This is a genomic window from Flagellimonas hymeniacidonis (assembly GCF_008040165.1).
Lineage (GTDB): Bacteria > Bacteroidota > Bacteroidia > Flavobacteriales > Flavobacteriaceae > Flagellimonas > Flagellimonas hymeniacidonis.
The window spans coordinates 1,234,543-1,259,910 of the sequence record NZ_VRUR01000001.1; the positions used below are offsets into that span (position 1 = coordinate 1,234,543).

23 protein-coding genes are annotated in these 25,368 nt (G+C 38.7%); 12 read left to right on the top strand and 11 right to left on the bottom strand.

The window, feature by feature from the left end:
* Positions 1–167 precede the first annotated feature (167 nt).
* The 3 genes from FVB32_RS05530 to FVB32_RS05540 all read right to left on the bottom strand — a co-directional run bounded on the left by FVB32_RS05530 (position 168) and on the right by FVB32_RS05540 (position 1,859).
* Entirely contained in the window at positions 168–710 is a 543-nt protein-coding gene (locus FVB32_RS05530) for a DinB family protein (RefSeq protein WP_147741984.1), read from the bottom strand.
* A gap of 71 nt (positions 711–781) precedes the next feature.
* Positions 782–1,453: a hypothetical protein gene (locus FVB32_RS05535; RefSeq protein WP_147741986.1), complete on the bottom strand. Its 672-nt coding sequence runs from the start codon at positions 1,451–1,453 to the stop codon at positions 782–784.
* A 64-nt stretch (positions 1,454–1,517) separates the two neighbouring features.
* On the bottom strand, positions 1,518–1,859 hold the full coding sequence (locus FVB32_RS05540) for a winged helix-turn-helix transcriptional regulator (RefSeq protein ID WP_147741988.1): 342 nt from the start codon (positions 1,857–1,859) through the stop codon (positions 1,518–1,520).
* A gap of 75 nt (positions 1,860–1,934) precedes the next feature.
* Here FVB32_RS05540 and FVB32_RS05545 point away from each other — a divergent pair, with 75 nt between their 5' ends.
* The 3 genes from FVB32_RS05545 (at position 1,935) to FVB32_RS05555 (ending at position 4,200) form a co-directional block, all read left to right on the top strand.
* Positions 1,935–2,360, top strand: coding sequence for a GNAT family N-acetyltransferase (locus tag FVB32_RS05545; RefSeq protein ID WP_187269511.1), 426 nt, complete (start codon positions 1,935–1,937; stop codon positions 2,358–2,360).
* Positions 2,360–2,989, top strand: a complete 630-nt coding sequence (locus FVB32_RS05550; RefSeq protein ID WP_147741992.1) for a class I SAM-dependent methyltransferase — start codon at positions 2,360–2,362, stop codon at positions 2,987–2,989. Before FVB32_RS05545 ends, FVB32_RS05550 begins: the two co-directional genes overlap by 1 nt.
* Before the next feature lie 62 nt (positions 2,990–3,051).
* A complete protein-coding gene (locus FVB32_RS05555; protein ID WP_147741994.1) occupies positions 3,052–4,200 on the top strand; it encodes a phosphatidylserine decarboxylase in 1,149 nt (382 codons plus the stop codon).
* Between the two features lie 38 nt (positions 4,201–4,238).
* Here FVB32_RS05555 and FVB32_RS05560 read toward each other — a convergent pair whose 3' ends face one another.
* On the bottom strand, positions 4,239–4,445 hold the full coding sequence (locus tag FVB32_RS05560; RefSeq protein WP_317132198.1) for a hypothetical protein: 207 nt from the start codon (positions 4,443–4,445) through the stop codon (positions 4,239–4,241).
* A gap of 57 nt (positions 4,446–4,502) precedes the next feature.
* Positions 4,503–5,213: a sulfite exporter TauE/SafE family protein gene (locus FVB32_RS05565; protein WP_394348884.1), complete on the bottom strand. Its 711-nt coding sequence runs from the start codon at positions 5,211–5,213 to the stop codon at positions 4,503–4,505.
* Between the two features lie 122 nt (positions 5,214–5,335).
* Between FVB32_RS05565 and FVB32_RS05570 the strand changes: the two genes are divergently transcribed.
* Together FVB32_RS05570 and FVB32_RS05575 are read left to right on the top strand one after the other, a co-directional pair.
* Positions 5,336–7,147, top strand: a complete 1,812-nt coding sequence (locus FVB32_RS05570) for a sodium:solute symporter family protein (RefSeq protein WP_147741996.1) — start codon at positions 5,336–5,338, stop codon at positions 7,145–7,147.
* A gap of 7 nt (positions 7,148–7,154) precedes the next feature.
* Positions 7,155–8,243 carry an acyltransferase family protein gene (locus tag FVB32_RS05575; protein ID WP_147741998.1) on the top strand — a complete coding sequence of 363 codons (1,089 nt, stop codon included), beginning with the start codon at positions 7,155–7,157 and terminating at the stop codon, positions 8,241–8,243.
* Between the two features lie 16 nt (positions 8,244–8,259).
* On the opposite strand, the gene FVB32_RS05580 is transcribed toward FVB32_RS05575, so the two are convergent.
* Positions 8,260–8,850, bottom strand: coding sequence for a riboflavin synthase (locus tag FVB32_RS05580; protein WP_147742000.1), 591 nt, complete (start codon positions 8,848–8,850; stop codon positions 8,260–8,262).
* A gap of 58 nt (positions 8,851–8,908) precedes the next feature.
* Here FVB32_RS05580 and pdxA point away from each other — a divergent pair, with 58 nt between their 5' ends.
* The 7 genes from pdxA to FVB32_RS05615 all read left to right on the top strand — a co-directional run bounded on the left by pdxA (position 8,909) and on the right by FVB32_RS05615 (position 15,082).
* A complete protein-coding gene (gene pdxA, locus FVB32_RS05585; protein ID WP_147742002.1) occupies positions 8,909–9,961 on the top strand; it encodes a 4-hydroxythreonine-4-phosphate dehydrogenase PdxA in 1,053 nt (350 codons plus the stop codon).
* A gap of 109 nt (positions 9,962–10,070) precedes the next feature.
* Entirely contained in the window at positions 10,071–10,604 is a 534-nt protein-coding gene (locus tag FVB32_RS05590) for a YceD family protein (RefSeq protein ID WP_147742004.1), read from the top strand.
* Positions 10,605–10,611: 7 nt separating this feature from the next.
* Positions 10,612–10,812, top strand: coding sequence for a 50S ribosomal protein L32 (gene rpmF, locus FVB32_RS05595; protein WP_147742006.1), 201 nt, complete (start codon positions 10,612–10,614; stop codon positions 10,810–10,812).
* 172 nt (positions 10,813–10,984) lie between these two features.
* A complete protein-coding gene (locus tag FVB32_RS05600) occupies positions 10,985–11,980 on the top strand; it encodes a beta-ketoacyl-ACP synthase III (RefSeq protein WP_147742008.1) in 996 nt (331 codons plus the stop codon).
* A 27-nt stretch (positions 11,981–12,007) separates the two neighbouring features.
* The gene (gene accB / locus FVB32_RS05605) at positions 12,008–12,496 is read left to right on the top strand and encodes an acetyl-CoA carboxylase biotin carboxyl carrier protein (protein WP_147742010.1); all 489 of its coding nucleotides are present in this window, start codon (positions 12,008–12,010) and stop codon (positions 12,494–12,496) included.
* An 81-nt stretch (positions 12,497–12,577) separates the two neighbouring features.
* Entirely contained in the window at positions 12,578–13,930 is a 1,353-nt protein-coding gene (gene accC / locus FVB32_RS05610) for an acetyl-CoA carboxylase biotin carboxylase subunit (RefSeq protein WP_147742012.1), read from the top strand.
* 33 nt (positions 13,931–13,963) lie between these two features.
* On the top strand, positions 13,964–15,082 hold the full coding sequence (locus tag FVB32_RS05615) for an NAD(P)/FAD-dependent oxidoreductase (RefSeq protein ID WP_147742014.1): 1,119 nt from the start codon (positions 13,964–13,966) through the stop codon (positions 15,080–15,082).
* Here FVB32_RS05615 and FVB32_RS05620 read toward each other — a convergent pair.
* From FVB32_RS05620 to FVB32_RS05640, 5 genes are read right to left on the bottom strand one after another with little or no spacing between them, the layout of a single operon-like run.
* Entirely contained in the window at positions 15,079–15,741 is a 663-nt protein-coding gene (locus FVB32_RS05620) for an ABC transporter ATP-binding protein (RefSeq protein WP_147742016.1), read from the bottom strand. The two genes, FVB32_RS05615 and FVB32_RS05620, sit on opposite strands and share 4 nt — an antisense overlap.
* Positions 15,742–15,774: 33 nt before the next feature.
* Positions 15,775–18,129 (bottom strand): ABC transporter permease, encoded by a 2,355-nt coding sequence (locus tag FVB32_RS05625; RefSeq protein ID WP_147742018.1) that lies wholly within the window; start codon positions 18,127–18,129, stop codon positions 15,775–15,777.
* Between the two features lie 42 nt (positions 18,130–18,171).
* Entirely contained in the window at positions 18,172–20,592 is a 2,421-nt protein-coding gene (locus tag FVB32_RS05630) for an ABC transporter permease (protein WP_147742020.1), read from the bottom strand.
* Between the two features lie 16 nt (positions 20,593–20,608).
* Complete coding sequence (locus FVB32_RS05635; protein WP_147742022.1) at positions 20,609–22,975, bottom strand: ABC transporter permease; 2,367 nt, start codon at positions 22,973–22,975, stop codon at positions 20,609–20,611.
* Between the two features lie 20 nt (positions 22,976–22,995).
* Positions 22,996–25,365 (bottom strand): ABC transporter permease, encoded by a 2,370-nt coding sequence (locus tag FVB32_RS05640; protein WP_147742024.1) that lies wholly within the window; start codon positions 25,363–25,365, stop codon positions 22,996–22,998.
* Positions 25,366–25,368: the final 3 nt, after the last annotated feature.

Below are 25,368 nucleotides of genomic sequence, written 5' to 3' on the forward strand. Positions count from 1 at the left end.
TGAAATTGAACTTTTTTTGTTCACTAAACATATCGCTATGGTTATTATGCATTTACAATTCCTATTTAAAGGAAATCAATTCAATGTTCTTAGCTTCGGAGTGGGTTATCATGAGTATAAACCACTTTGGAAGATGGTTTTCTCATAATTAAATAGCAAGTGCAGAATCAATTGAAATACCGTTCCTTGATAATATTGAAATGTCTAAGCTCGTGACCTGCGATATGGTAGGCAAGTCCCCTTACCGTTCTTTCATTGATGACACTGCCGTCATAATCAACACCACTGCCTTTTCGCATAAAACTGTCATCGGGCAAATTTAGAAATAAAGAAATGGTTGACTTCCTAACCGTTTCGTATTCCTCAAAAATGCTCTTCAACGTCCTCTGGTTTGCATGGGAGTATTTGGCATAGTCATCCTGATCAAATCCGTGGAGCGGGGTATTATCATTTCTTGCATAACGCAAAGCCCTATAGGCAAAGATTCGCTCGTCATCTATAAGATGTACAAGTATTTCCTTTATAGTCCATTTGTCCTTGGCATATCTATAAACAAGCTTTTCCTCTGGAATCGAAAAAACGAATTCCTTTATTTCCAAGAAATTGCTCCAAAGATGTTCTAGCACCCTGCCATCATCATCCATTAATCCCATATAGATTTCCGAATACTCGGGATATTCTCCCACCGAAGGTTTTTGAATAGTTCTCATCGCTAAATCAGTTTAATGATTAATTATAATATGCTTTATAAAATGTAGCATTCTAAATAAAAAAAGCCTGGTTATTTCAGTTCTTCAATAAAATCTTCATGATCTTCAAGATGGTCCACAATTTCCCAGGCACGACCATATATACCATCCAACGCTACATATCTTTCGGTCATTCCCTCCAATTCTTTCTTCATGCCTGCCTGCAGGTAAGCTTTTTTGAAAAGGGCCATAAGGTGCAAATGGTTTCGTACGCTATTGGGCTCATCCCCGTATTTTTCCAATAGCGGTACATTTTCTTTGTCCTTTAAAAGGTCAAAGACGTAGATATGAAGTATTTCATGAAAAACGGTACCAACGAAATGATAGTTAGGTCTAGGGTCATCCCCTGTGGCGGTGGACAGATATTTTCTCATACTCAGCAAAAAAGGATGGCTCATAGAGCCAAATTTGCAAAGTGTCATTGTAGCGTGCACCTCCTTTTTCAGAAAAGACTTGCCAACAATATTTACCGTATTCTGGAGTAATGTGGGTCCTTGATGATTCCACAAACCCTGTAAAGTATCCATCTTTACATAAAGCTCCTCAATCCATTCTTCCTTGATTTCAAACTCAGTAAACTTAGCGCATGACCTATCAAATGGAATATAGCTGTAATGAAAGGTGACCGTGGGATATTCTTGGGCAAACAATGTGCTGGCAAAAAGCACGGTCACTAAGGAGTAAGCCCCTATTGAGGTTTTCATAATATTTCGCATATAGTCTTAAATTGAGGTGGAACACTTTTTGAATTCTCTCGCAAAAAATATTTTAGTCCTTCTTTTCTACAAAATTTTTAGCCCAAGTATGTCTTGCCCAACCGCCCAAAGGCTCGATCAACTCATACAATTCTTTGCCATGTTGGGTCAAAGCATATCCATCCAATGTTCTTTCAATCAAATGGGATTCTTTTAATTCCTTCAGCCGTTTGTTCAAGGTCGTCGGGGAGATTGATTCACAATAATCCTGGAGTTTTCTGAACGTACTTGGACCTTGATACAAATGCCAGATGATGCCCATGGCCCAATTGCGACCAAGGAGATCCAATAAAGCCATTATGGGCTGTCCTGTCTTTGAACCTCTTACAGGTTGTCCGGGAGTTGGTATTTTCATATTACTACATATTTAGTAGCAAAGCTACATAAAAAGTAATATCTTGCAAACCAAAACATCTATTTTTTAAATTTTGTGGAGTATCAAAAGGCAACCTATACGGTAAAAACAAATGATTTGGAAGTTTCCGGGTATCAATCACTTCGGAGAACAACACTATGGAAACAATTACCCGACCATCTTGTGAAGCAAGCGCTAAGTAACGATTTGTTTTCGGTTTCGGTATACAAAGGAGATATCCTAATTGGAATGGGCAGGGTCATAGGGGATGATAGCATCTATTATTATGTTCAAGACGTTGTTGTACATACCAAATACAGGGGGAAAGGTGTGGGAAATCTTATTATGCACAATATTGAGCAATACCTGAAGGGGGAAGTTGAAACTTATGCTTTCATCGGACTTATGGCTGCCAAAGATTCCAAAGGGTTCTACCAAAAGTTCGGATATAGGGAAAGGGACAACGAAAGTCCAGGAATGTATAAAGTCTTTAGCGAGTAATGTCAAATCCATGGTTAAGCATCCCATTTAATGAGTATGAAGACCACATGCGCACCAACGGACAACTACAAATCCTGAACATCATTTTTAAAGGGACACTTGAAAATTACACTCCGAAAAGTTTGGCTCTTTTGGGATGCGCTACCGGGAATGGTTTAGAACATGTTGATTCGAAGGTTACCGATCAAGTACATGCCGTCGATATCAATGAGGATTATCTCGCTATGGTAAAGAAAAGATATGGAACCTGTATTCCCAACCTTTATATTCTTAAGAAAGACCTAGGTGAAGATGTCCTAGCCATCGACCCGGTAAACTTGGTCTTTGCGGCGCTCGTCTTGGAATATGTAAGACCGGAAATCCTTGTTCCAAAAATAGCCGATGTACTACAAACCGGGGGAAAAGCGGTGATTGTTCTTCAGAAAAGCAGCATGGACTCACAAACTATCACAAAGACAAGGTATAGCTCCATTAGAAGGCTTGGCCAAAACTTGAGTGAGGTCAGCCCACAGTGTATTGATAGGCTATTTTCCCAACAAGGTTTTGTAAAGCTAGCTCAAGAGAGAAGAGTAGTTAATATTGATAAACTATTCATAATTATCTGTTATGAAAAAACAAACATTTTGTGAGATGCTATCTTTTATGTAGTTTTGCTACTAAATATGTAGTAACCTTAATTAATACAATCACCATGAAAACAAGAATACTCGTTTGCGCATTTGCACTGCTATTTTATTTTGTGCCAACCCATGCACAATACACTTCTCAGTCGGCCATGGAACTGGAGCAACTGTACGAATCAAATACGTTTTTTCAAAAAACTGTAAAGGACATGTTTGCCAACCTTGAGGATTTGCCCAATGGCGCAACCAATCCGTGGAAAGGAAAGAATATCAGAGACCTATGTAGATTCATGGATGAATGGTTCTACTTTCTTCCAAATACCACCAATGGATTGGACAGAATCATTGAATTTTCAATGTTGTACTACCACAATCCCTATGGAATGAAGTTTATCATGGAAGAACCAGGCTACAGCTGGGGGCTGAAATTCATAGAACATAGGGGAGACTATATGGATAGCCCTGAATCTGCAAAAGGTATTTCCACATGGCTCAATGACAAATCCATAGATCACAATGATTTCGTTATGCCATTGGGTGGTTTCAAGTCCTTTAATGAATTCTTCACCAGAGACCTGAAACCGGGAGCCCGTAAAATCGAGGCCTTTGATGATAATTCCATTTTGGTGTCTCCGGCGGATGGGGTCATCAATATGATAAACAACGATTTGAAATTGGAGACCCAAATTCCCACCAAGGCCAATATGACCCTTAACCTTGATGCCTTACTGGCTAATTCAAAATATACAAAAGAATTCATTGGGGGAACTGCTTTGGCCGTATTCCTAAAGCCCGATAACTATCATCACTATCATGCCCCTGTGTCCGGCACTGTAGTGGAAGCCAGGGAAGAAGTTGGGGATAGGCTGTTCGGAATGCCCGATATTCCGGACATCATAAACAATGGAAATATCGCCTACAACAAAGATTATAGTGTTTTTGAACATTTTCGGCATGGATATTTGGTCATAAAGACCGAAGAATACGGTTATGTAGGCATGGTTCCGATTGGCCTTCAGACCATTGGCTCGGTGGTTTTCAAAGAGTATTTAAAACATGTCGATGATACCAGTCCCGAGAAGATTTACAAAGGTGACGAAGTGGGTTATTTTGCCTATGGCGGTTCAACGGTTCTCCTGATTTTCCAAAAAGGGGTGTTCAATGCCATGAGTGTAAAACAGGGACAACGGATAGGCTCTTTACAATCAAAAAAATAGCCGTATCAACTTTGGTAATTATCGGAGTAAATCTATACCTAACGAATAGACTCCGCCATTGCTTCTATTTCCCCTATGGATTTTCGTTCGTTGGGCTTGGAGTGCGGAATGTTTCCCGCAGCGGTAAGTTTATACAAGTAATTTCTGGAAATCCCAGCATAGTCGCAGGTTTCCTCAAAGGTCTGCGCCTCTTTATTCGCTATTAAAAAGTTTTCCCTAACGGTCAAGCCCATGTGGGATTTCAATAATTAAAAGCCCTATAATCTATAGGGCTTTTAATTATTGAAATGGATAAAATTATCTTATTTAAACAAAATAGCTATAGCCCCGATGGCGGTGACAATTAAAATAAACCTTTTGTAATTACGATCATTGATTTTTTTTACAAGCACAACACCTAAAAAGAGTCCAGCAAGAATTGCAGGAAGTAGCTTTAAATTAATCAACAATGTTTCTTGGGATATCGTTTTCCAAACAAATAAATGAAAAGGAAGCTTAAATAGATTGGTAATAAAAAAAAGCCATGCAGCCGTGCCAACAAATTCGTTTTTGGGCAGGCGCATTGCTAAAAAGAAAATATTGGTAAAAGCACCTGCCAAATTCCCGATCATGGTGCAAATACCAGCCATAATTCCTATGGAGCCAGCAAAGAGATTATGTGTGGGTACAGATTGGGATTTTCTCTTGTCCCACCAAATCAACATGCCTAAACTAAAAAGAATGACGACTACCATTCCTACTTTGAATTCTTTAGCTGGGAGGTCCTTTCCGAGGAAAACACCAATAAGAATGCCACCAAGCATCCAAGGCAAAAATTTAAAAATATGATGCCATTGAGTATGTCTATTGTAATATGCTACGGCAAATACATCTCCAACCAAAAGCAATGGAATGATTAAACCCGTGGATTCCTTTGCTCCAAATGCCAAAGCCATAAGGGTTACATTAAAAATGGAAAGCCCCTTTAGTCCTGCTTTGGATATTCCCATTAAAAAAGCTGCGGTTGCAGCCATGGCCCAAACCATTAAAGAGGGCTCAACTGTTGTAGATAGCGTCAAAACTGGTGTTTAGCGAACAAAGGATAAAGGTATTTTAAAAAATCATACTTTAGTGGAAAACCAAACCAATTAAAAATATGGAACTCAGTACGCTGGACTACACTTTAATTTTTGTTTTTTTTGCCATTGTTTTGGGAATAGGCATTTATGTTTCCAAGAAATCTGGCAAGAGTTCTTCCGAGTATTTTTTATCTGGTAGAACAATGCCTTGGTGGTTGCTGGGCCTATCAATGGTGGCAACGACTTTTTCTACAGACACGCCTAACTTGGTGACCGATTTGGTAAGAACAAATGGAGTTTCGGCCAACTGGGGTTGGTGGTGCTTTCTTTTGACTGGGATGCTTACCGTTTTTGTCTACGCCAAATTGTGGAGAAAATCAAATGTAAAAACAGATTTAGAGTTTTATGAACTTCGATATGGAGGTAAAGCCGCAAGCTTTTTAAGGAAATTCCGTGCCATTTACCTAGGAGTATTTTTCAATGTCATCACCATGGCCTCCGTAACTCTGGCGGCGATTAAAATTGGTGGCGTTATGTTGGGTCTTGAACCTTGGGAAACTGTTGTTGCTGGAGGTTTGATAACCGTTATTTTTAGTGCACTAGGTGGATTTAAGGGAGTGGTTTATAGTGACTTTTTACTCTTTTTTGTTGCCATGGCAGGGGCAATAGGAGCGGCATATTACTTGGTCAACATACCAGAAGTAGGCGGAATACAAGCCATTATGGAAAATGAGAATGTCAAAGATAAATTAAGTATTCTTCCAGACTTCAGTGATAAAAAAGCTGTAATTACAATGCTGATTATTCCTTTGGCAGTGCAGTGGTGGAGTTCCTGGTATCCTGGTGGAGAACCAGGCGGTGGCGGATATATAGCCCAAAGGATGCTTGCAGCTAAAAATGAGAATCATGCCATTGGGGCAACATTCTTTTTTAATATAATGCATTATGCATTGCGGCCTTGGCCATGGATTTTGGTGGCTTTGGCGTCTTTAGTAGTGTATCCGGATATTGCCAGTATTCAAGAAGCATTCCCAAATGTAGCGGACAGCAAATTAGGGCAGGATTTAGCATATTCGGCAATGCTAACAAAACTGCCCAGCGGGTTATTAGGGCTTGTATTGGCTTCCTTGGTTGCGGCTTATATGAGTACTATCTCCACACAATTAAACTGGGGCTCTTCCTACGTGGTATATGACTTTTATAAACAGCAAATCAATCCAGATGCTACAGAAAAACAAATGGTAAATGTAGGAAGACTTTCAACAGTTGTCTTAATGGTTTTAAGCGCATTCTTGGCTTTGGCATTACAAAACGCAATGGGAGTTTTCAACTTGCTACTTTCTTTTGGTGCAGGTACGGGACTTATTTTTATTCTTCGCTGGTTTTGGTGGCGTATTAATGCTTGGAGTGAAATAACCGCGATGTTTTCTTCCGGAATTTTAGCCATCCTTTTAGAAACAACAGTATTAAAAGAGATACTCTTCAATCCTGAAACCGGCGTATTTCCAGAATGGGGAGAATTACCATTTATAATGATTGTAACTTCCATAATATGGCTTACAGCTACCTTTGTTACCCAAGCCGAAACCAAAGATGTGTTAAGAAGCTTTTATAAAAAAATACAACCTGGAGGTCCTGGTTGGACGAAAATTATCGAAGATGCAAAAGAAGATAATGTTGAAATCGTTGATAGTAATCAGAAATGGAGTGTTCCTTCTGGAATAACCGCAATGTTGCTTGGAGTTGTACTTATTTACACTCTAATGTTTGCAACAGGATATTGGATTTATGGTGAAACAAATTTAGCATTGATATTGACTGCTGTCTCGGCTATTTCAGCATTTTTGCTTATTAGAGCTTGGGGGAAAATGAAGGACGACCTTTTATAATCAGCTTATGAAAAACAGGATTCTTTCCGTCGATATTTTTAGAGGCGCGACTATTATTCTGATGATTTTGGTGAATACCCCGGGCACATGGTCTAATGTATATGCGCCTTTACTACATGCAAAATGGCATGGATATACCCCAACCGATTTGGTATTTCCATTTTTTCTGTTCATCGTGGGCACCTCTATTGTTTTTGCTTATCAAAACAAGAAAGCAGATGCTGCGGTATACAAAAAAATTACCATCAGAAGTTTAAAACTAATTGGACTTGGCCTCTGTTTAGGGGCATTTACCCTTACTTTTCCCTTTATAAAGGATTTTGCTTCGATTCGATTTCCCGGTGTATTGCAGCGTATTGGAGTAGCGTTCTTCTTTGCCGCAATACTTTTTTTAAATCTAGATTGGAAGAAGCTAATTTGGGTGGCGGCAGTTCTGTTAATTGGTTATTGGCTGTTAATGGTTTTTGTTCCTGTCGAAGGAGTAGCGTCAACACTAGAGAGAGCGCCAAATAACTTGGCGAATTATTTAGATGTGCAACTTTTTGGAACGCACAACTACAAACCGGATTATGACCCTGAAGGTTTACTGAGCACAATCCCGGCAATAGTAAGTTCGCTATTGGGAATTTTCACTGGCTTGATACTTGCATCAAAGCACGAGAAAAAAACGACACTGTTATTTGGTATAGGTGGGTCAATGTTGTTAGTTGGACACCTTTGGGATTTCATATTCCCCATCAACAAGGCACTTTGGACAAGTAGCTTTGTTTTGGTCACAGCGGGTTGGGCCAATATTGTTTTAGCAGCAATCTATTTCTTAACCGATGTAAAGAAAATAAAGTTCGGAAGCATATTTAGATATGCTGGGGCAAATGCTATTGTGGTATATTTTTTATCCAGCTTTATCACAAAACTGTTTTATTCCATAAAAGTGGATGGTGATACGTCGCTCCACGGATGGCTTTTCAATAAGATTTATGTTTACGACTTTATATCCCTGGAGCTTTCTTCATTGCTCTATGGTTTGAGCGTTGTGTCTTTTTACTGCCTATTGGCCTATGTGCTTTATAAAAGGAAAATCTTTATCAAGGTGTAGAGAGAGAAATAATCATTTAGGAGTGAAGTTGAATCAATCGCGCTACATATTTCCCAATAACATCAAACTCTAAATTTACTTTAGTGCCAGGGGCATAGGTGTTAAACCTGGTATGCTCATAGGTGTATGGTATAATAGCAACACTAAACGCATCTTTTTTAGAATCAACCACAGTTAGGCTGACTCCGTCAACGGTAATGGACCCTTTTTCAATGGTCACATTATTGAGAGAAGAATCATATTGAAAACTAAAAACCCAACTACCATCCTTTTGGTCAACACTACTACAACTAGCAGTTTGATCAACATGTCCTTGAACAATATGACCATCCAATCGTGCTCCCAATACCATGGCTCTTTCAAGGTTTACAACATCGCCAAGGGCTAGGTCACCCAAGCTGGTTTTATTTAAGGTTTCTTCAATTGCGGTTACTGTGTACAAATCCCCGTCCAATGCAACAACGGTTAAACAGACACCATTATGGGCTACGCTCTGGTCTATTTTTAATTCAGAAGTTATTTTGGAGGAAATGGTAATATGCAAATTATCCCCCTCTTTTTCTAACTTTTCAACCCTCCCTAAAGTCTCAATAATACCTGTAAACATGAATCTTTTTAATTGAGTAGTTTTGTAGTGTAAATGTAGCCATATCGGCATTGATTTTATGAAAGAAAAGGGAAAAATAAAGCTAGGGATTTCCATTGGGGATTTTAATGGAATTGGAATTGAGGTAGCATTAAAGACTTTTGAAGATCCAAGAATGATGGATTTTTGTACCCCAATTATTTTCGCTTCCAACAAGATGATAACACAACAAAAATCTGATTTAGAGCTTGGACTACATTTTAATGGTATTAGAGATGCCTCCCAAGTTGTGGATGGAAAAATCAATATTGTAAATGTCTGGAAGGAAACCCCAAGAGTGGAATTTGGACAGGCTACTGAAGAAGCAGGAAAATATGCCATAAAGTCCCTTAGAGCGGCAGTTGAAGCATTAAAAAACGATAAAATTGATGTTTTGGTAACTGCGCCAATCAATAAAAACAATATACAAGCGGAGGACTTCAAATTTCCAGGACATACAGATTTTCTTGCCCAGGAGTTAAAAGGAGAGAGTCTTATGTTTATGGTTGCGGATAGCCTTCGCATTGGTTTGCTAACCGATCATATCGCCGTTAAAAATGTAGCAGAGGCGATTACCCCCCAATTGATTAGGGATAAAGTACAAACCATGGAAAAATCCCTTAAAATGGATTTCGGGATACGTAGACCCAAAATAGCCTTATTGGGTATTAATCCACATAGTGGTGATAACGGGACCATTGGTGAGGAGGATGATAAAATCTTAAAACCCGTAATTCAAGAATTGTTTGAAGCTGGAACTTTGGTATACGGACCATATTCAGCAGATAGCTTTTTTGGCTCCAACACACATTCAAATTTTGATGCTATACTTGCGGCGTATCACGACCAAGGACTCATTCCATTTAAAACTTTATCGTTTGGCAAGGGTGTAAACTACACCGCTGGATTGGAAAAAGTAAGAACGTCACCAGATCATGGAACGGCGTATGAGATTGCAGGAAAAGGACAGGCAGATGAAAGCTCCTTTAAAGAAGCAGTTTTTTCGGCCATTAAGATTTTTAAAAATAGGGCCGAGCATCTAGCATTGAACAAAAACCCTTTGCAAAAGCAGAAGGTGAAACGGGCAAGTTAAAACTTGACATAGGCACATTATATTTATTGGAATTGAATTGTGATTTTCCAAATAAATAGTATCTTTGCACCCGCCTTTAAGGGCTGGTACACAAACCTTAAGTGTAGAAATGATGAAGCTGAAGGAGTTTTTTATTCCTTTTTCGGGATTGAAGTTAGGGAAACATGAGTTTGGGTATGAGATTGACAATACGTTCTTTGAATCTTTTGAATACCATGAATTTAACAGTGCCTCAATAGCGGTTACTGCCATATTGGACAAAATGAACAATATGATGGAACTCACTATTGAAGCTGAAGGATCAGTAAATGTAGATGGAGATTTAACAGGGGAACCTTTTGATCAACCCATTACATCAGATTTGCACCTTGTGGTCAAGTTTGGGGAGGAATATAATGATGAGAATGACGAAATTTTAGTCATTCCCCACGGAGAACACCAAATTAATATTTCGCAATACATATATGAGATGTTAGTTTTGGCAGTTCCGCAAAAACGAGTACACCCTGGAGTATTGGATGGTACATTGCAGTCGGAAATGCTGGATAAGTTGGAAGAATTGCAACCAAAAGAAATCAAAGAAGAATCAGAAAGCACAGATCCCAGATGGGATGATTTAAAAAAGTTACTAACGGATAAATAGGTTTATAATGGCACATCCTAAAAGAAAAATATCAAAAACCAGAAGGGACAAAAGAAGAACCCACTATAAGGCAACGATGCCTACAATTGCTAAGGATTCCGTAACCGGAGAAATGCATCTTTATCACAGAGCACATTGGCATGAAGGCAAGTTGTACTATCGAGGTCAAATTTTGATAGACAAAACAGAAGAAGAAGCTGCGGCATAATCGCAAGCCCTTTAGAATAAACCGACTCCCGTTTTTAAACAACGGGAGTTTTTTTATGGGGTCTAGTTAATTTTAAAAACAAAACGGTTTTGGATAAAAAGTCGTAGAAAATGACTATTTTTCACCGTTTTTGGGTCAAATTTTAACTTTTTTGACAAAAAAGGACACTAATATGAAAAAACAAACAGCAGCAATTACAGCTGTGGGAGGATATGTTCCAGAATTCGTTTTATCCAATAAAGTGTTGGAAACCATGGTGGAAACCAATGACGAATGGATTACTTCAAGAACAGGAATAAAAGAACGTAGAATCTTAAAAAAAGAGAACCAAGGGACCTCTTATTTGGCAATAAAAGCCGCTGAAGATTTGATTGCAAAGAGTGGTGTAGACCCTAAGGAAATAGATTTTGTATTGGTGGCCACAGCTACTCCGGATCTTCCAGTAGCCGCAACAGCCGCTTATGTTGCATCAGAAATTGGAGCAGTGAATGCATTTTCATATGATTTGCAGGCAGCCTGTTCCAGCTTTTTGTTTGGCATGTCTACGGCTGCAAGCTACATTGAGTCTGGACGATATAAAAAAGTGTTGTTGATTGGAGCGGATAAAATGTCTTCAATTATTGATTATACAGATCGTACAACGTGTATCATCTTTGGAGATGGTGCGGGTGCAGCTCTTTTTGAGCCGAACGATGAAGGCTTGGGTCTTCAAGATGAATATTTACGTACAGATGGTGTTGGGCGTCAGTTCCTAAAGATAGATGCTGGTGGTTCTATTTTGCCAGCCTCTGAGGAAACCATTAAGAACAAACAACATTACGTTTATCAAGATGGTAAATCCGTATTTAAGTTTGCCGTTTCCAATATGGCGGATGTTTCTGCCTTGATTATGGATCGGAACAACCTTACTCACGATGACGTGCAATGGTTGGTTCCCCACCAAGCCAACAAACGCATTATAAATGCAACTGCAAATAGAATGGGTCTGGATGCAGACAAAGTGATGATTAACATCCACAGGTATGGAAACACCACATCTGCTACCTTACCTTTGTTGTTGTTTGACTATGAAAAACAGCTAAAAAAAGGAGATAATCTTATTTTCGCTGCCTTTGGCGGCGGGTTTACTTGGGGATCCATTTATTTAAAATGGGCCTATAATTCTTAAAAAGCACAACTAACTAAATCATATTCCATGGACATTAAGGAAATTCAAAGTTTAATCAAGTTTGTAGCCAAATCAGGCGCTAGCGAGGTAAAATTAGAGATGGAAGACATAAAGATTACCATTCGTACCGGAAGCGATTCAGCTACACCTGAAACTACAATAGTGCAGCAAATACCAATGGCAGCAGCACCAGTTACGCCAGCGGCTCCAGCAGCCCCTGCGACAACTCCAGCAGCTCCTGCTGCGGAAGAAGCTGCCCCAGAGGATGACTCAAAATATATTACCATCAAATCTCCAATTATTGGAACTTTTTATAGAAAACCGTCTCCAGACAAACCTACCTTTGTTGAGGTTGGGAGCACCATTAACAAAGGAGATGTGCTATGTGTTATTGAAGCAATGAAACTCTTTAATGATATTGAATCAGAGGTTTCTGGTAAGATTGTGAAGGTTTTGGTTGAAGATTCTTCCCCTGTAGAGTTTGACCAGCCTTTGTTTTTGGTCGATCCTTCTTAATCCAATTCTAAAAGTTCAGAACCTTAAAACCAAGAACTTGGAAAATGTTGTTTTGAAACTTTAGGCAAAACATAAAAAACTATGTTTAAAAAAGTATTGATTGCAAATAGAGGAGAAATTGCACTTCGAATTATACGAACCTGCAAGGAAATGGGTATCAAAACGGTAGCTGTTTACTCCAAAGCAGATGAAGAAAGTCTTCATGTCCGGTTTGCAGATGAGGCAGTTTGCATTGGTCCAGCACCAAGTCACGAGTCCTATTTAAAAATACCAAACATTATTGCAGCGGCAGAAATCACTAATGCCGATGCAATTCACCCTGGATACGGTTTCCTTTCTGAGAATTCCAAGTTCTCAAAGATTTGTGCAGAACACGAAATTAAATTTATTGGAGCTTCTGGAGAACAGATTGATAAAATGGGAGACAAGGCAACTGCCAAGGAAACCATGAAAAAAGCTGGAGTACCCACAATACCTGGTTCAGAAGGTTTGCTAAAGGATGTTGCCGAAGCTAAGAAGATAGCCAAGAAAATGGGCTATCCGGTTATGATAAAGGCTACTGCGGGTGGTGGTGGAAAAGGAATGCGTGCCGTTTGGTCCCAAGATGAAATGGAAAGTAATTTTGAAAGCGCGGTACAAGAGGCTACGGCTGCATTTGGCAATGGCGGAATGTACATGGAAAAGTTGATTGAAGAACCACGTCACATCGAGATTCAGGTTGTGGGAGATCAATATGGAAAGGCCTGTCACTTATCCGAAAGGGATTGTTCCGTGCAGAGAAGGCATCAAAAGCTGACTGAGGAAACCCCTTCACCATTTATGACCGATTCTCTTAGAGAAGATATGGGTAAGGCTGCTGTAAAAGCTGCTGAGTATATAAAATACGAAGGAGCGGGAACAGTAGAATTTTTGGTGGACAAACACAGGAACTTCTACTTCATGGAAATGAATACTCGTATTCAAGTAGAGCATCCCATTACAGAACAGGTTGTCGACTATGACCTCATTAGAGAGCAAATATTAGTTGCCGGGGGTGTGCCAATTTCTGGGAAGAACTATTTTCCAAAGCTACATTCTATTGAATGTAGAATCAATGCCGAAGATCCTTATAATGATTTTAGGCCATCACCTGGTAAGATTACCACATTACATACTCCAGGAGGTCATGGAATTCGATTGGACACACATGTGTATAGCGGTTATATGATTCCACCTAACTACGATTCCATGATTGCCAAATTGATAACAACGGCCCAAACAAGGGAAGAAGCCATTAACAAAATGCGAAGGGCATTAGATGAGTTTGTTATTGAAGGCGTAAAAACTACTATTCCATTCCACAGACAATTAATGGATCATCCAGATTATTTGGCTGGAAATTATACTACAAAGTTTATGGAAGACTTTGAAATGGACACAAAATATCTTGATTAAATTAAACCCGATGAAAATCGGGTTTTTTCTTTTATGGAGCTAAGCTATTGGGAATATAAAACGTGGTTGTCCAATGTAGACTTTACAGTCATTGGAAGCGGTATTGTTGGGCTTAACTGTGCACTGTATTTAAAAGAAAAATATCCTCAAAGTAAAGTTTTGGTTTTGGAAAAAGGGATGCTGCCCCAAGGCGCAAGCACAAAAAATGCTGGCTTTGCCTGTTTTGGAAGCATATCTGAACTATTATTCGATTTAAAAACACATACAGAAGATGAAGTGCTGGATTTGGTGCAAAGACGTTGGAAAGGCATTCAAACACTGCGAAAGCTTTTAGGAGACCAAACGATTGGTTATGAACAGCATGGAGGCCATGAGCTTTTTCTAAGAAAAGATGGGCCTCTGTATCAGCATTGCTTGGAGAATATGAACTTCTTAAATAAGCTGTTAGAACCAGTTTTTGGAGAAGCACCTTTTCTAGAAAACGACAATGTCTTTGGGTTTGATAATATCAAAGACGGATACATTACACATCGTTTTGAAGGGCAATTGGACACGGGCCAACTTATGAATGCGCTGCTTCAAAAATGTCTAAAGCAGGATATTCGTATTTTGAATAATGTTACTGTTGTGGATGTCCAAGATTTGGGAGATGAGGTAGTAATTCAAACAAAAGAATTTTCTTTTAAGACCAACAAGGTGTTTATTGCCACGAATGGCTTTGCAGCTACCTTACTTAAGACCGAAAATGTAAAACCAGCGCGGGCACAGGTATTGATTACCAAACCCATAAAGAATTTGGCCATAAACGGGACTTTTCATTTTGATGAAGGATACTACTATTTCAGAAATATTGATAATAGAATTCTTTTAGGAGGGGGAAGAAATCTAGATTTTGAGAAGGAAACCACATCAGAATTTGGCCAAACTGAAATAATTCAAAAGGAACTGGAAAGGCTATTGAGTAATGTTATTTTACCCAATAATGCGTTTGAAATAGACTATCGTTGGAGCGGAATAATGGGAATAGGCACACAAAAAACACCCATTATTAAACAGGTCTCAAATAATATGTATTGCGGCGTTCGCCTTGGTGGAATGGGTGTTGCTTTAGGCAGCTTAATTGGAAAAGAATTGGCCCAACTGTTAGATTAGACCATTCTGCCATCCAAAAGATTAATAATACGGGAACCGTATTCTGCATTTTTTTCAGAATGGGTAACCTGAATAATCGTAACCCCTTCGTCATTAAGCTGTTTGAACAGTTCCATAATCTCTTCTCCTTGTTTGGAATTTAAATTTCCGGTAGGTTCATCGGCCAAAATCAACTTAGGACTGGAAATCAATGCCCGGGCAATACCAACCAATTGTTGTTGCCCTCCACTTAATTGTGCAGGAAAAAGGTCTTTTTTTCCTACAATATTGAATCTGTCCAACATATCTGCAACCATAGCCTTCCGTTCAGAACCTTTGAATTTTTTATAGAGCAAAGGCATTTCCAAATTCTCTTTAACGGTTAACTCATCTAAAAGATGGTAGGACTGAAATACAAAACCGATATACTCTTTGTATAGATTTGCCCTATGTTTTTCTTTAAGGGAATGCACAGATTCATGTAAAAAATGATACTCCCCTTCATCAAATCCATCTAACATTCCAATCACATTCAAAAGCGTGGATTTACCAGAACCTGAAGGACCCATGATAGAAATAAATTCCCCTTCTTCCACATTTAAATTGATGTCTTTAAGTAGAAAAATGCGTTGCCCACCCGAGTTGACCCATTTAAAAATATTGTTTAGTTGTAGTAACATAGTTTTGTTTTATATGTAATAATGCTAATTTTTTTACTCCTCCCGCAATCCATCCACTGGATTTCTGTTTGCTGCTTGTATAGCTTGGCTCCCCACGGTTAACATTGCCACCAATAATGCTGCAAGCCCAGCACCAAGAAAATACCAAGCCTGTAAGGGAATATGATATGCAAAACCTGAAAGCCAATTATTTGCCAATAGATAGGCAATAGGTAAAGCGATCAGAATGGCGACCAAAACCAATTTGGCAAATTCATTTGAAAGCATGACCGTCACCTGTGTAACAGTTTGCCCCAGAACTTTTCGGACACTGATTTCTTTTTTTCTTCGTTCGGATGTAAACATAGCCAAACCAAAGAGTCCCAAACAAGAAATTAAGATAGCCATCCCCGCAAAATATTTTGATAGGGTGGCGACGCGTTGTTCTGATGCATAAAGAGCCTTATAGTTATCGTCTAAGAATTCGTACTCGAAAGGAAATCCTGGATTAAAGGCCTGATAAATCCCATGAATTTCTTTGATAGCATCTCTTTCTTTTCCAGCCTCAATTCGAACCATTACCTTGTTCACCTCTGGCATAATAGCCATGAACAATGGTTCTACCTTGTCATGCAACGATTTAAAATGGAAATCCTTTACGACTCCAACTATAGGTATCCTACCTGCTACAATTGTACCAATAGGATCTTCTAGCCCCATTGCCTTTATTGCCGTCTCATTAAATATCATACCTATACTGTCTCCGAACGCTCTATTAAAACCACGACCTGCCACAATTTCCATATCCATTGTTTCAATAAAGTCATAATCTACTCCTACAATCTGAAAATTTGTCTCATTGTCCGGATCCATACCCTCCCACTCCAAAGAAGTACTCCAGTTGTGACCGATCATGCTATGGGTAGTACTTGATGCGTTTTTAATTCCCGGTAATTTTTTCAGTTCAGCTAAAAATGTAGGTAACTGTTCCTTTACTTTGCCTTCTGCCTTAAAATAGACAATGTTATCTTTGTTATATCCTAAATTTTGGTTCTGGGCAAATTTGATTTGATTGTAAACTACTATAACAGATATAATTAAAATAATAGAGAGAGCAAACTGCACAACAACCAATCCCTTTCTTGTCCATAACTCACCTATAGATCTGTTTAGTTTACCCTTAAGGACGGTAACCGCATTGAATCCAGAAAGATAAATGGCAGGATAACTTCCTGCCAAAAGACTTGTAACGAAAGTAATCCCCAGTGTTAATAAAACAAGATTAAGATCAAATTGTAGTGCCAATTGTTTTCCTATAATTGTATTAAAGTGGGGAAGAAGTAAAGCTACCGTGACCAGGGCGACAAACAATGCCATAATCGACATTAAAACAGATTCACTAAGAAACTGAAACAGGAACGTTTTTCTTTTTGCCCCAACCGCTTTCTTTACTCCTATCTCTTTTAGTCTTTTTGATGCCCTTGCTGTAGACAAGTTCATAAAATTGATACATGCGATAATCAATATTAGAATCGCTATCATTGAGAATAGCTCAACATATTCTATCCGACCCCCAATCTGTTTTCCGTTTTTATAAGTTCCATGAAGATAATGTTCTGAAAATGGTATCAATATTGATTTTCTAAGGTCATTTTCATTTATTTCGTTTCTGATTTTTGCCACTTTGACCTTAAGTGCATCAATGTTGGTTCCTTCTTTCACCGTCAAATAAACTTGAGGGCCAGTACTACCCCAATGGTCCGTATTGATGGAGTTCCAAGGAGCTTCATCCTTATAGGCTTTATCTGATAACACAAAATCGAATTGCACTGTGGAATTGGCTGGTACGTCTTCAAAAATTCCCGAAACTTGGAATTGTCTACTTTTTTCATATTCTATGGACCTACCCACAACGTTCTCCGTGGTACCGAACAGTTTTAACGCCAAACCTTTAGAAATAACAATAGAATTCGGATCAGCAATTACCTGATTTTCATCCCCTTCAATTAAATTATAGGAAAATATGTTGAAATAGTCCTTACCTACTAACTGCCCTTGGGCTTTTAGATTATGGTCTCCTACCGATAAGGCATGTTTACCGAACCAACTTGGATCAATCGTCGCTGCGGCATATTCCACTTCGGGCATTTGTGCTACCAAATACTCGGCCATTGGAGCCGAAGATTCAACCATTGTTTGAATTCCATCGCTAAACTGAAGATTTTCGGCCACTTGATAAATGCGATCATGATTTTCATGAAACTTATCTACTCCTAATTCATCACTTACCCAAAGAGCAATAAACAAGGCACAGGCCAATCCTGTTGACAACCCAATAATGTTAATCAAAAAAGAACTTAGATTTCTATTGATGTTCCTAAAAAAAAGTTTGATGTTGTGTTTTAACATGATTTCCAATTTTTTTTGATTGATGGTCAAAATCTATAGAGATTATTCGTCTCTGAGTGATTCGACAGGATTTGCAATTGCAGCTTTAAAACTTTGCCAACTCACAGTGAGTAAAGCAATGCACAGCACAGTGAAGCCTGCCAAAGCAAAAATCCACCAACTCATGGTTGTTTTATAGGCAAAACCTTCCAACCATTTATGCATTCCAAACCATGAAATAGGGATGGCTACGATAAAGGCAAGCCCAACCCATTTAACAAAGTCTTGATTAAGCAATTTTAGGATTTGGGTGATTGTTGCCCCGTTGACCTTTCTAACGCCTATTTCCTTTTTCCGTTGAATGCAGGTGTATGATGTTAAACCAAAAAGGCCTAAAGAAGCAATTAGAATAGCCAGTATGGTGAATATCTGAAAAGCCTTGGCGAACTTTCGGTCTTCGTTGAACAATGCCTCAAATTTCTGATCTAGAAAAGTGTAATTATAGGTACTTACTGGAAAAACCTGATGCCAGATACGTTCTAGTTGATCTAGTGCCTTATCTGCCCCAGCCATTGTAATGGCCTTTTTATCCAATTTAACAAGAACATTCTGGGTGTTTCTATCGTGTCTAATAATAGTGGGAACTACAGCAGACTTCATACCAAGATGATTGTAATCTTCAACCACTCCGCTTACGGTCCAATCTTGACCCCAAAATTTGATGGTTTTGCCAATAAGATCTTTCACATCTTCAGCATCCATAAAACGAGCCATTTCTTCATTGATTACTACGTTGTGACTCCATTTTTCTGCGGTTTGAAGAAAAGCATCTCCAGCTACGAAATTCATTCCCATCAAATTAAAATATTCAGGTCTGGCTCCATAGTTGTACCAAATGTGTGTTTCATCGGTATGCCCATCAGGAAAAGTAAGTCCTAGGTTGGAATTCATATTGGAGAAATTATCGCCAGGATAAGTGCGAGCACTACTAACATCAGCTACATAAGGATTTCTTTTAAGTTCCTCCAACAGTACATCAAAATCTTTATAAAATATAGAGTCGTATGCACGGTCCAATACCTGACCGTTCAGGGCTATTACCTGATTGAGATTCGCACCAATGGGTTGGTTTTTTAGATATCGAATCTGCTTGTTGGCTACAAAGGTGCCCACCAAAAGAACAATAGTTGCCGCAAATTGGCATACGATGAGGCCTTTCCTAAAATTGAGACTGTTTTTTGAGGTCTGCACTTTACCTTTCAATACTTTGGTGGGATTGTATTTACTCAATACGAACGCAGGGTAAAAAGCTGCCAAGGTAACTCCCGCAACCAAAACGACAAAATAGGGTAGAAGAGACTTTAGCTCTACAGAGCTAAAACCTAAATTTTGCTCAATAAATCTATTAAAACTTGGCAGCAAAATGTAAACGGCGATAATTGCCAATATAACGGCTATGGCATTAATTAAAGTGGACTCCAATAAAAACTGCCATATCAATTGAGGTCTTTTAGCTCCGACTACTTTTCGAATGCCAATTTCTTTAGCCCGTTCCAACGATTTACTGGTGGATAGGTTCATATAATTTATCCAACTCAATACTAGTGTGATGAAGGCAATAATCGCTAAAAGTTTTACACTACTGGCACTACCGTTAGCCTCAGCTTCGTAAGGTTTATTAGAATGTAAGTGAATATCTTCAACTGGTTCCATATGGTGCCTTTCCTTAAACTCAAACCCTTCAGGCACAAACGCCATTATTTTTTGATTAAGCAACTCTGCATCTGTATTTGGTGCAACCTTTATATAAGTGTAGTATTCATTTTGGTTCCAAGTGTATTTCCAATCGTTCTCAAATATCTTCCAAGTGTAAAAAGTTTTAAAGGAAACAAGTAAATCGTTTTTAATATGGGTATTTCGATTGGTATTGTCCATGACCCCGGTTACCGTAAAGGTCACCGTATCATCTCCCGCAATTTTAAGAGACTGCCCTATAGGGTTTCCATTGCCAAATAATTTTTGAGCTATCACTGTGCTTAACACCACCGAATAGGGTTCGTTAAGCGCGGTACGTTCATCACCTTTAACCAAAGCATGATCAAAAACATTAAAGTATTCGGAATCGGCCAAAGATCCAACGATACCATCATAAGGGGTATTATTATGCATTACCACTAAATCACGAATGCGTCTGAACCGTACAAAACGCTCAATTTCGGGAAATTCCTCTTTTAAAGTAGGCCCACTTACTATATATGCATTAGCATCTCCAGGCACATATTCACCCCCTTCAAAATAATCCATGAATACCCGATATACATTCTCTGAGCCCTCAAACTTGTCATAACTCTGCTCATAGTTTACATAGAGCATAATCAACACAAAAGAGGCAATGCCAATGGCTAACCCAAAAATGTTGATAAAGGAATGAAGCTTGTTTTTGAGCAAGTATCTTGTGGCGATTTTTAAAAACAGTTTGAACATGGTTCTTTCTTTTACATTATTCCGCCCTAAGACTTTTTACAGGGCTAGCCAATGATGCCCTTATGGATTGAAAGCTCACGGTTGACAAAGCAATGAACAAGACCGTAAATCCTGCAGCAAGGTATACCCACCATTGAATTTCTACGTGAAATGCAAATTCCTGTAACCATTTGTTCATTCCGAACCACGCAATAGGGATTGCTATGATAAAAGCAATGAATACTAATTTTAAAAAATCCTTGGAAAGCATATTGACCAAGCGCACTGCACTAGCTCCCAAGACTTTTCTTATGCCAATTTCTTTAAAACGCTGTTCAGTCATAAATGCTGACAAACCATAAAGACCCATACATGAAATGAAAATAGCAAGGAGGGCGAATACATTGAAAATTGTTCCCATGCGTTGTTCACCTAGATACTGCGCATCCAAATCGCCATCTACAAAATTATAAGACAGCGGATAAGCAGGATTTAAGCGACCATAAATATTTTCTAGCGCGGCAATGGTGCTCTCGGTCGTTTTAGGAGCGGCTTTAATTACGGCAATGGAACCAAACTCCCTGTTTTGCATCAACAGGGGCTCTATTGCATATTGAAGTGGTTTGTAGTTAAAATCCTTTACAACACCTATTATCGTGCCTTTATCTCCTCTAAAAGTTAGGCTTTTGCCCAATGCGGTTTCTGCATTGTACCCCATAATACCTGCAGCAGTTTCATTGATTAAATAGTCATTGTTTTTTGAGGATGTTTTCGAAAAACCTCGTCCGTTGGCCAGTTTCATTTGAAAAACATCCAGAAAATTCTGGTCTGTGACCAAGTTTGGAAACAGTACTTGCGAATCAGGATCTTTGCCATCCCAATGAATATCAAAATCACCAGTAATTAGATTAGTAGGCAAGTCGGTTACAATAGAGAAATCGCTGGTTAATGGGTTTTGGCTGAGAGCGGACCGTAGTGCCTCCTGCTTTCCCCACATTTCACCTTCCATTGGTACGTAAATGAGATTAGATTTGTCATACCCTAGATTTTTGTTCTTAATAAAATTCAATTGGTTGTAAATAACCATAGTACCAATCAGTAGTAAAACTGATACCACAAATTGAGTGATCACCAATCCATTTCGAAAAACAAGATTGTACTTGGAGAGCTTCAGTCTACCTTTTAAAACTTTAATCGGTTTGAACCCCGATAAAAATAATGCAGGATAGCTGCCAGAGATCAAACCAGTGATGAGGGCTATGGCTAAGAGGGAAATCCAAAGATTATTGTTACCTAAGCTAAACAACAGTTCCTTTTGGGCAAGATTATTAAAGGCGGGTAAGAATAAATACACAATGCCAACCGCTAGGATTAGGGAAATAAAAGAAATCATAAGCGACTCACCTAAGAACTGAAATATTAACTGACGGCGCCCAGCGCCAATTACTTTTCGCAAACCAACTTCCTTAGCTCTTCTTGCAGATCGCGCAGTTGCCAGGTTCATATAATTAATACAGGCTACGATTAAGATAATGAAGGCAGCAATAAAAAAGATGTTCACATATAAAACATTTCCGTGTCCTGGAAGATCTATCTGCAAATTGGACTTTAAATGAATATCCTTTAAAGCTTGTAAATTGAATGTGATTACAAACTCGGGTTGTCTTTTGGCATAGATTTGATTAATCTTTTCGGTTACTATGGTTACATCATCTTGGGAAGAAATAGCACCTTTTTCGAATTGGAAATATCCATAAAAATTAAAGCTGTCCCATACCTTATTGATAAGGTCGTTATCAGTTTTTGCAAGATATGCCATGGGGATGATCATATTAAATTGCAAATGTGAATTGGGAGGGACATCGGCCATTACCCCAGTAACGGTAAAGATGTCTCGATTGTCTATTTTAATGGTCTTCCCTAATGCTTTTTCCGATCCGAAGAATTTTTTCGCAGTTTTTTCTGTAATTAAGATGCCATCTGGTTTGGCAAGCGCAGTTGTTGCATTTCCTTCGATGAGTGGAAAGGTGAACATATCCAAAAAATTGGAATCAGCGTAAAAAATGGGCTCCTCCTTGAATTTCTGATTGTCTATCTCCACCAAAGCCTCAAAGGGAGCGCTTAAGCGAAGACTAGATGTTATCTCTGATACTTGATGAGGAATCTGCTCAATCATACCCGCAGGACTTACCGCAGCTTTGAAATCTTCATTTGCTATGGCCGTTAACCTATATATGTCGTCTGAATTGGTGTGGAAGGTATCGTAACTAGATTCGTTTTGAACCCACAATAGAATTAGGATACTACAAGCCATTCCTATGGCTAATCCGCCAAGATTTAATAAGGAATACCATTTGTGTTGAATAAAATTCCGCCAAGCAATCTTAATATGGTTTTTTAGCATGATGTTCGTTTTTTATTGATTCATTCTGTTCGTAAACTTTTTACGGGATCGGCTAGAGCAGCCTTAATGGCTTGAAAACCGATGGTCGATAGCGCTATTGCAATTGTTAGCATGCCGGCAAATGCAAAAATCCACCACGTAATGGTAATCTTGTATGCAAAATCGTCTAACCAGCTATTCATAAAATAATAGGCTAATGGAGAGGCAATAAGTATGGCAAGTGACACTAGTTTTAAAAAGTCCTTGGATATAAGGGCAGTAATGCTATTTACGCTTGCGCCCAATACTTTCCTAATTCCTATTTCTTTGGTTCGTTGTTTGGCCATGAACGTAGCCAGGCCAAAAAGGCCTAGGCAGGATATAAGAATAGAAATAAAGGCAAAATAGTAAGTTAAGTCCCCTGTTAAAACCTCACTTTTGTATTTTGCAGCGTACGATCGGTCTAAAAAATCGTAGTGTAAGGGAACATCTGGCAAGACTTTGTTAAAGGCCTGTTGTAAAGAGACTAAAGCTTCTTTGGTTTTTCCAGCTTCCAGCTTTACAAACATCATTCCTGCATCATTTGGATCTAAAAAGAAAACAGCGGGCTGTATCGCTTCATAAAGTGATCTGTTATGAAAATCTTTGAGTACGCCAATAATGTTTCTTTGCTTTCCCCAGATTTGTATGGTCTTGCCAATGGGGTCTTCAATCCCCATAATTTCAACAGCTTTTTGGTTAACAACGATGTTCATGGTATCCTTACTTCCCTCGCGGTAATAAGAACCCTCAACATTGGGAACATTGAATACTTTAGGAAAATTGTGTGCTGTCCATAATAATGAAAATTCTATATTCTCTTGCTCTACTGCCTTTCCTGGCCAAACAATACCGCTTGAAGATGAACGAACGTCTAAAGGGGAAGGGCCTACTAAGGTGACATCTTCAATAGCATTGGAAGAAATGAGCTCATTGCGCAAGGCATCATATTTTTCAGTAAGTTTTTGGTCTTGGTGAATTGAAACGATATGATCCTTGGCGATTCCCAAATCTTTTTCATTTATATAATTTACCTGCAACTTCACAATAATAGCGGCGACTATTAAAAGTATAGTCAACCCAAATTGAAGAATCACCAAACCTTTTCTGAAAGATGTGGCACTTCTTTTTTCGCGACTTTTTCCTTTAAGGGCTTCAACGGGTTTAAAAGATGAAATTACCATTGCAGGATATGCTCCTGATAAAAGGGTGGTAAAAATAAATACACTCAAAATGCTTATCCAGAAGATGGGCTTGGTAAAATCTATCTGTAAATTTTTATCTACAAAACTGCTAACACTTGGCAATAAAAGCATGGTAATGATAAATGCAGCAACAAATGCAATTGAGGTTATTATGGAGGTCTCTGAAAGGAATTGAATAATGAGTGCCTTTTTTCTTGCACCAACCACTTTTCTTACTCCTATTTCTCCAGAACGCTTGGTGGCATAAACCGTAGATAGGTTCACAAAATTAATGCAGGAAACAATCAAAAGGAAAAATGCTGCTATTGTAAAAATGCGGACATATTCAATACGCCCTCCGCTTACTTCGGCTTTTTCATTGAATTTGCCATAGAGGTAACTGTCTGAAAATTTTTGTAAAAAACAACCTTCTTTATTTTCTCCTTTTATGTTGTTTTGAAAGAGTGTGTTGAGCTTGGTAGAAACCAATGCCGGGTCAGCACCTTCTTTTAATAAGAATACACCCTGCATACCATTATTTCCCCATTCAAGTGCCCACTCATTGTCATTTAGGAATTTTTGAAAGCTGTAATAAAAATCGTTTTGGATAGATGAACTACTGGGAAAATCTTTATAAACAGCTTCCACGGTAAAATCACCATTGTCCATAATTTCAATACTTTTCCCCATGGCAATGGTTTGCCAATTTTGCCCCCAAATACGTTTTGCAAAACTTTCTGAGATTGCAATCGCTTCAGGTTTTTTGTCCAATTGGGTAATATCACCTTGAATTACAGGGAAGGAAAAGCCTTGAAACAAGTCCGCATTGGTAAAAGTACCAGAGGCCCTAAAATCAACATTGTCAACTTTCAAGTTGTCCTCGAAAGTGCGCCCCAAGGTGAGGTATTTTTCTATCTCCGGTAATTGTTCGGTTGCAGTTCTGAGCAATGGATAAGAAGAGTTTTCATACACATCTAAAACTCCTTGCTCCAACGGCACGGTTCGTTTAACCAAGTATAGCCTATCATCATTTTCATGAAACGTATCAACGCTTCTTTCATCATGTACCCAAAGCAACATTAGAAAAGATACCGTCAGCGCTAACGAGAGACCGAAAATATTTATAAAAAAGTACGCCTTATTTTTTATGAGATTTCTCCAAGCTATTTTAATATGATTTCTGATCATGGC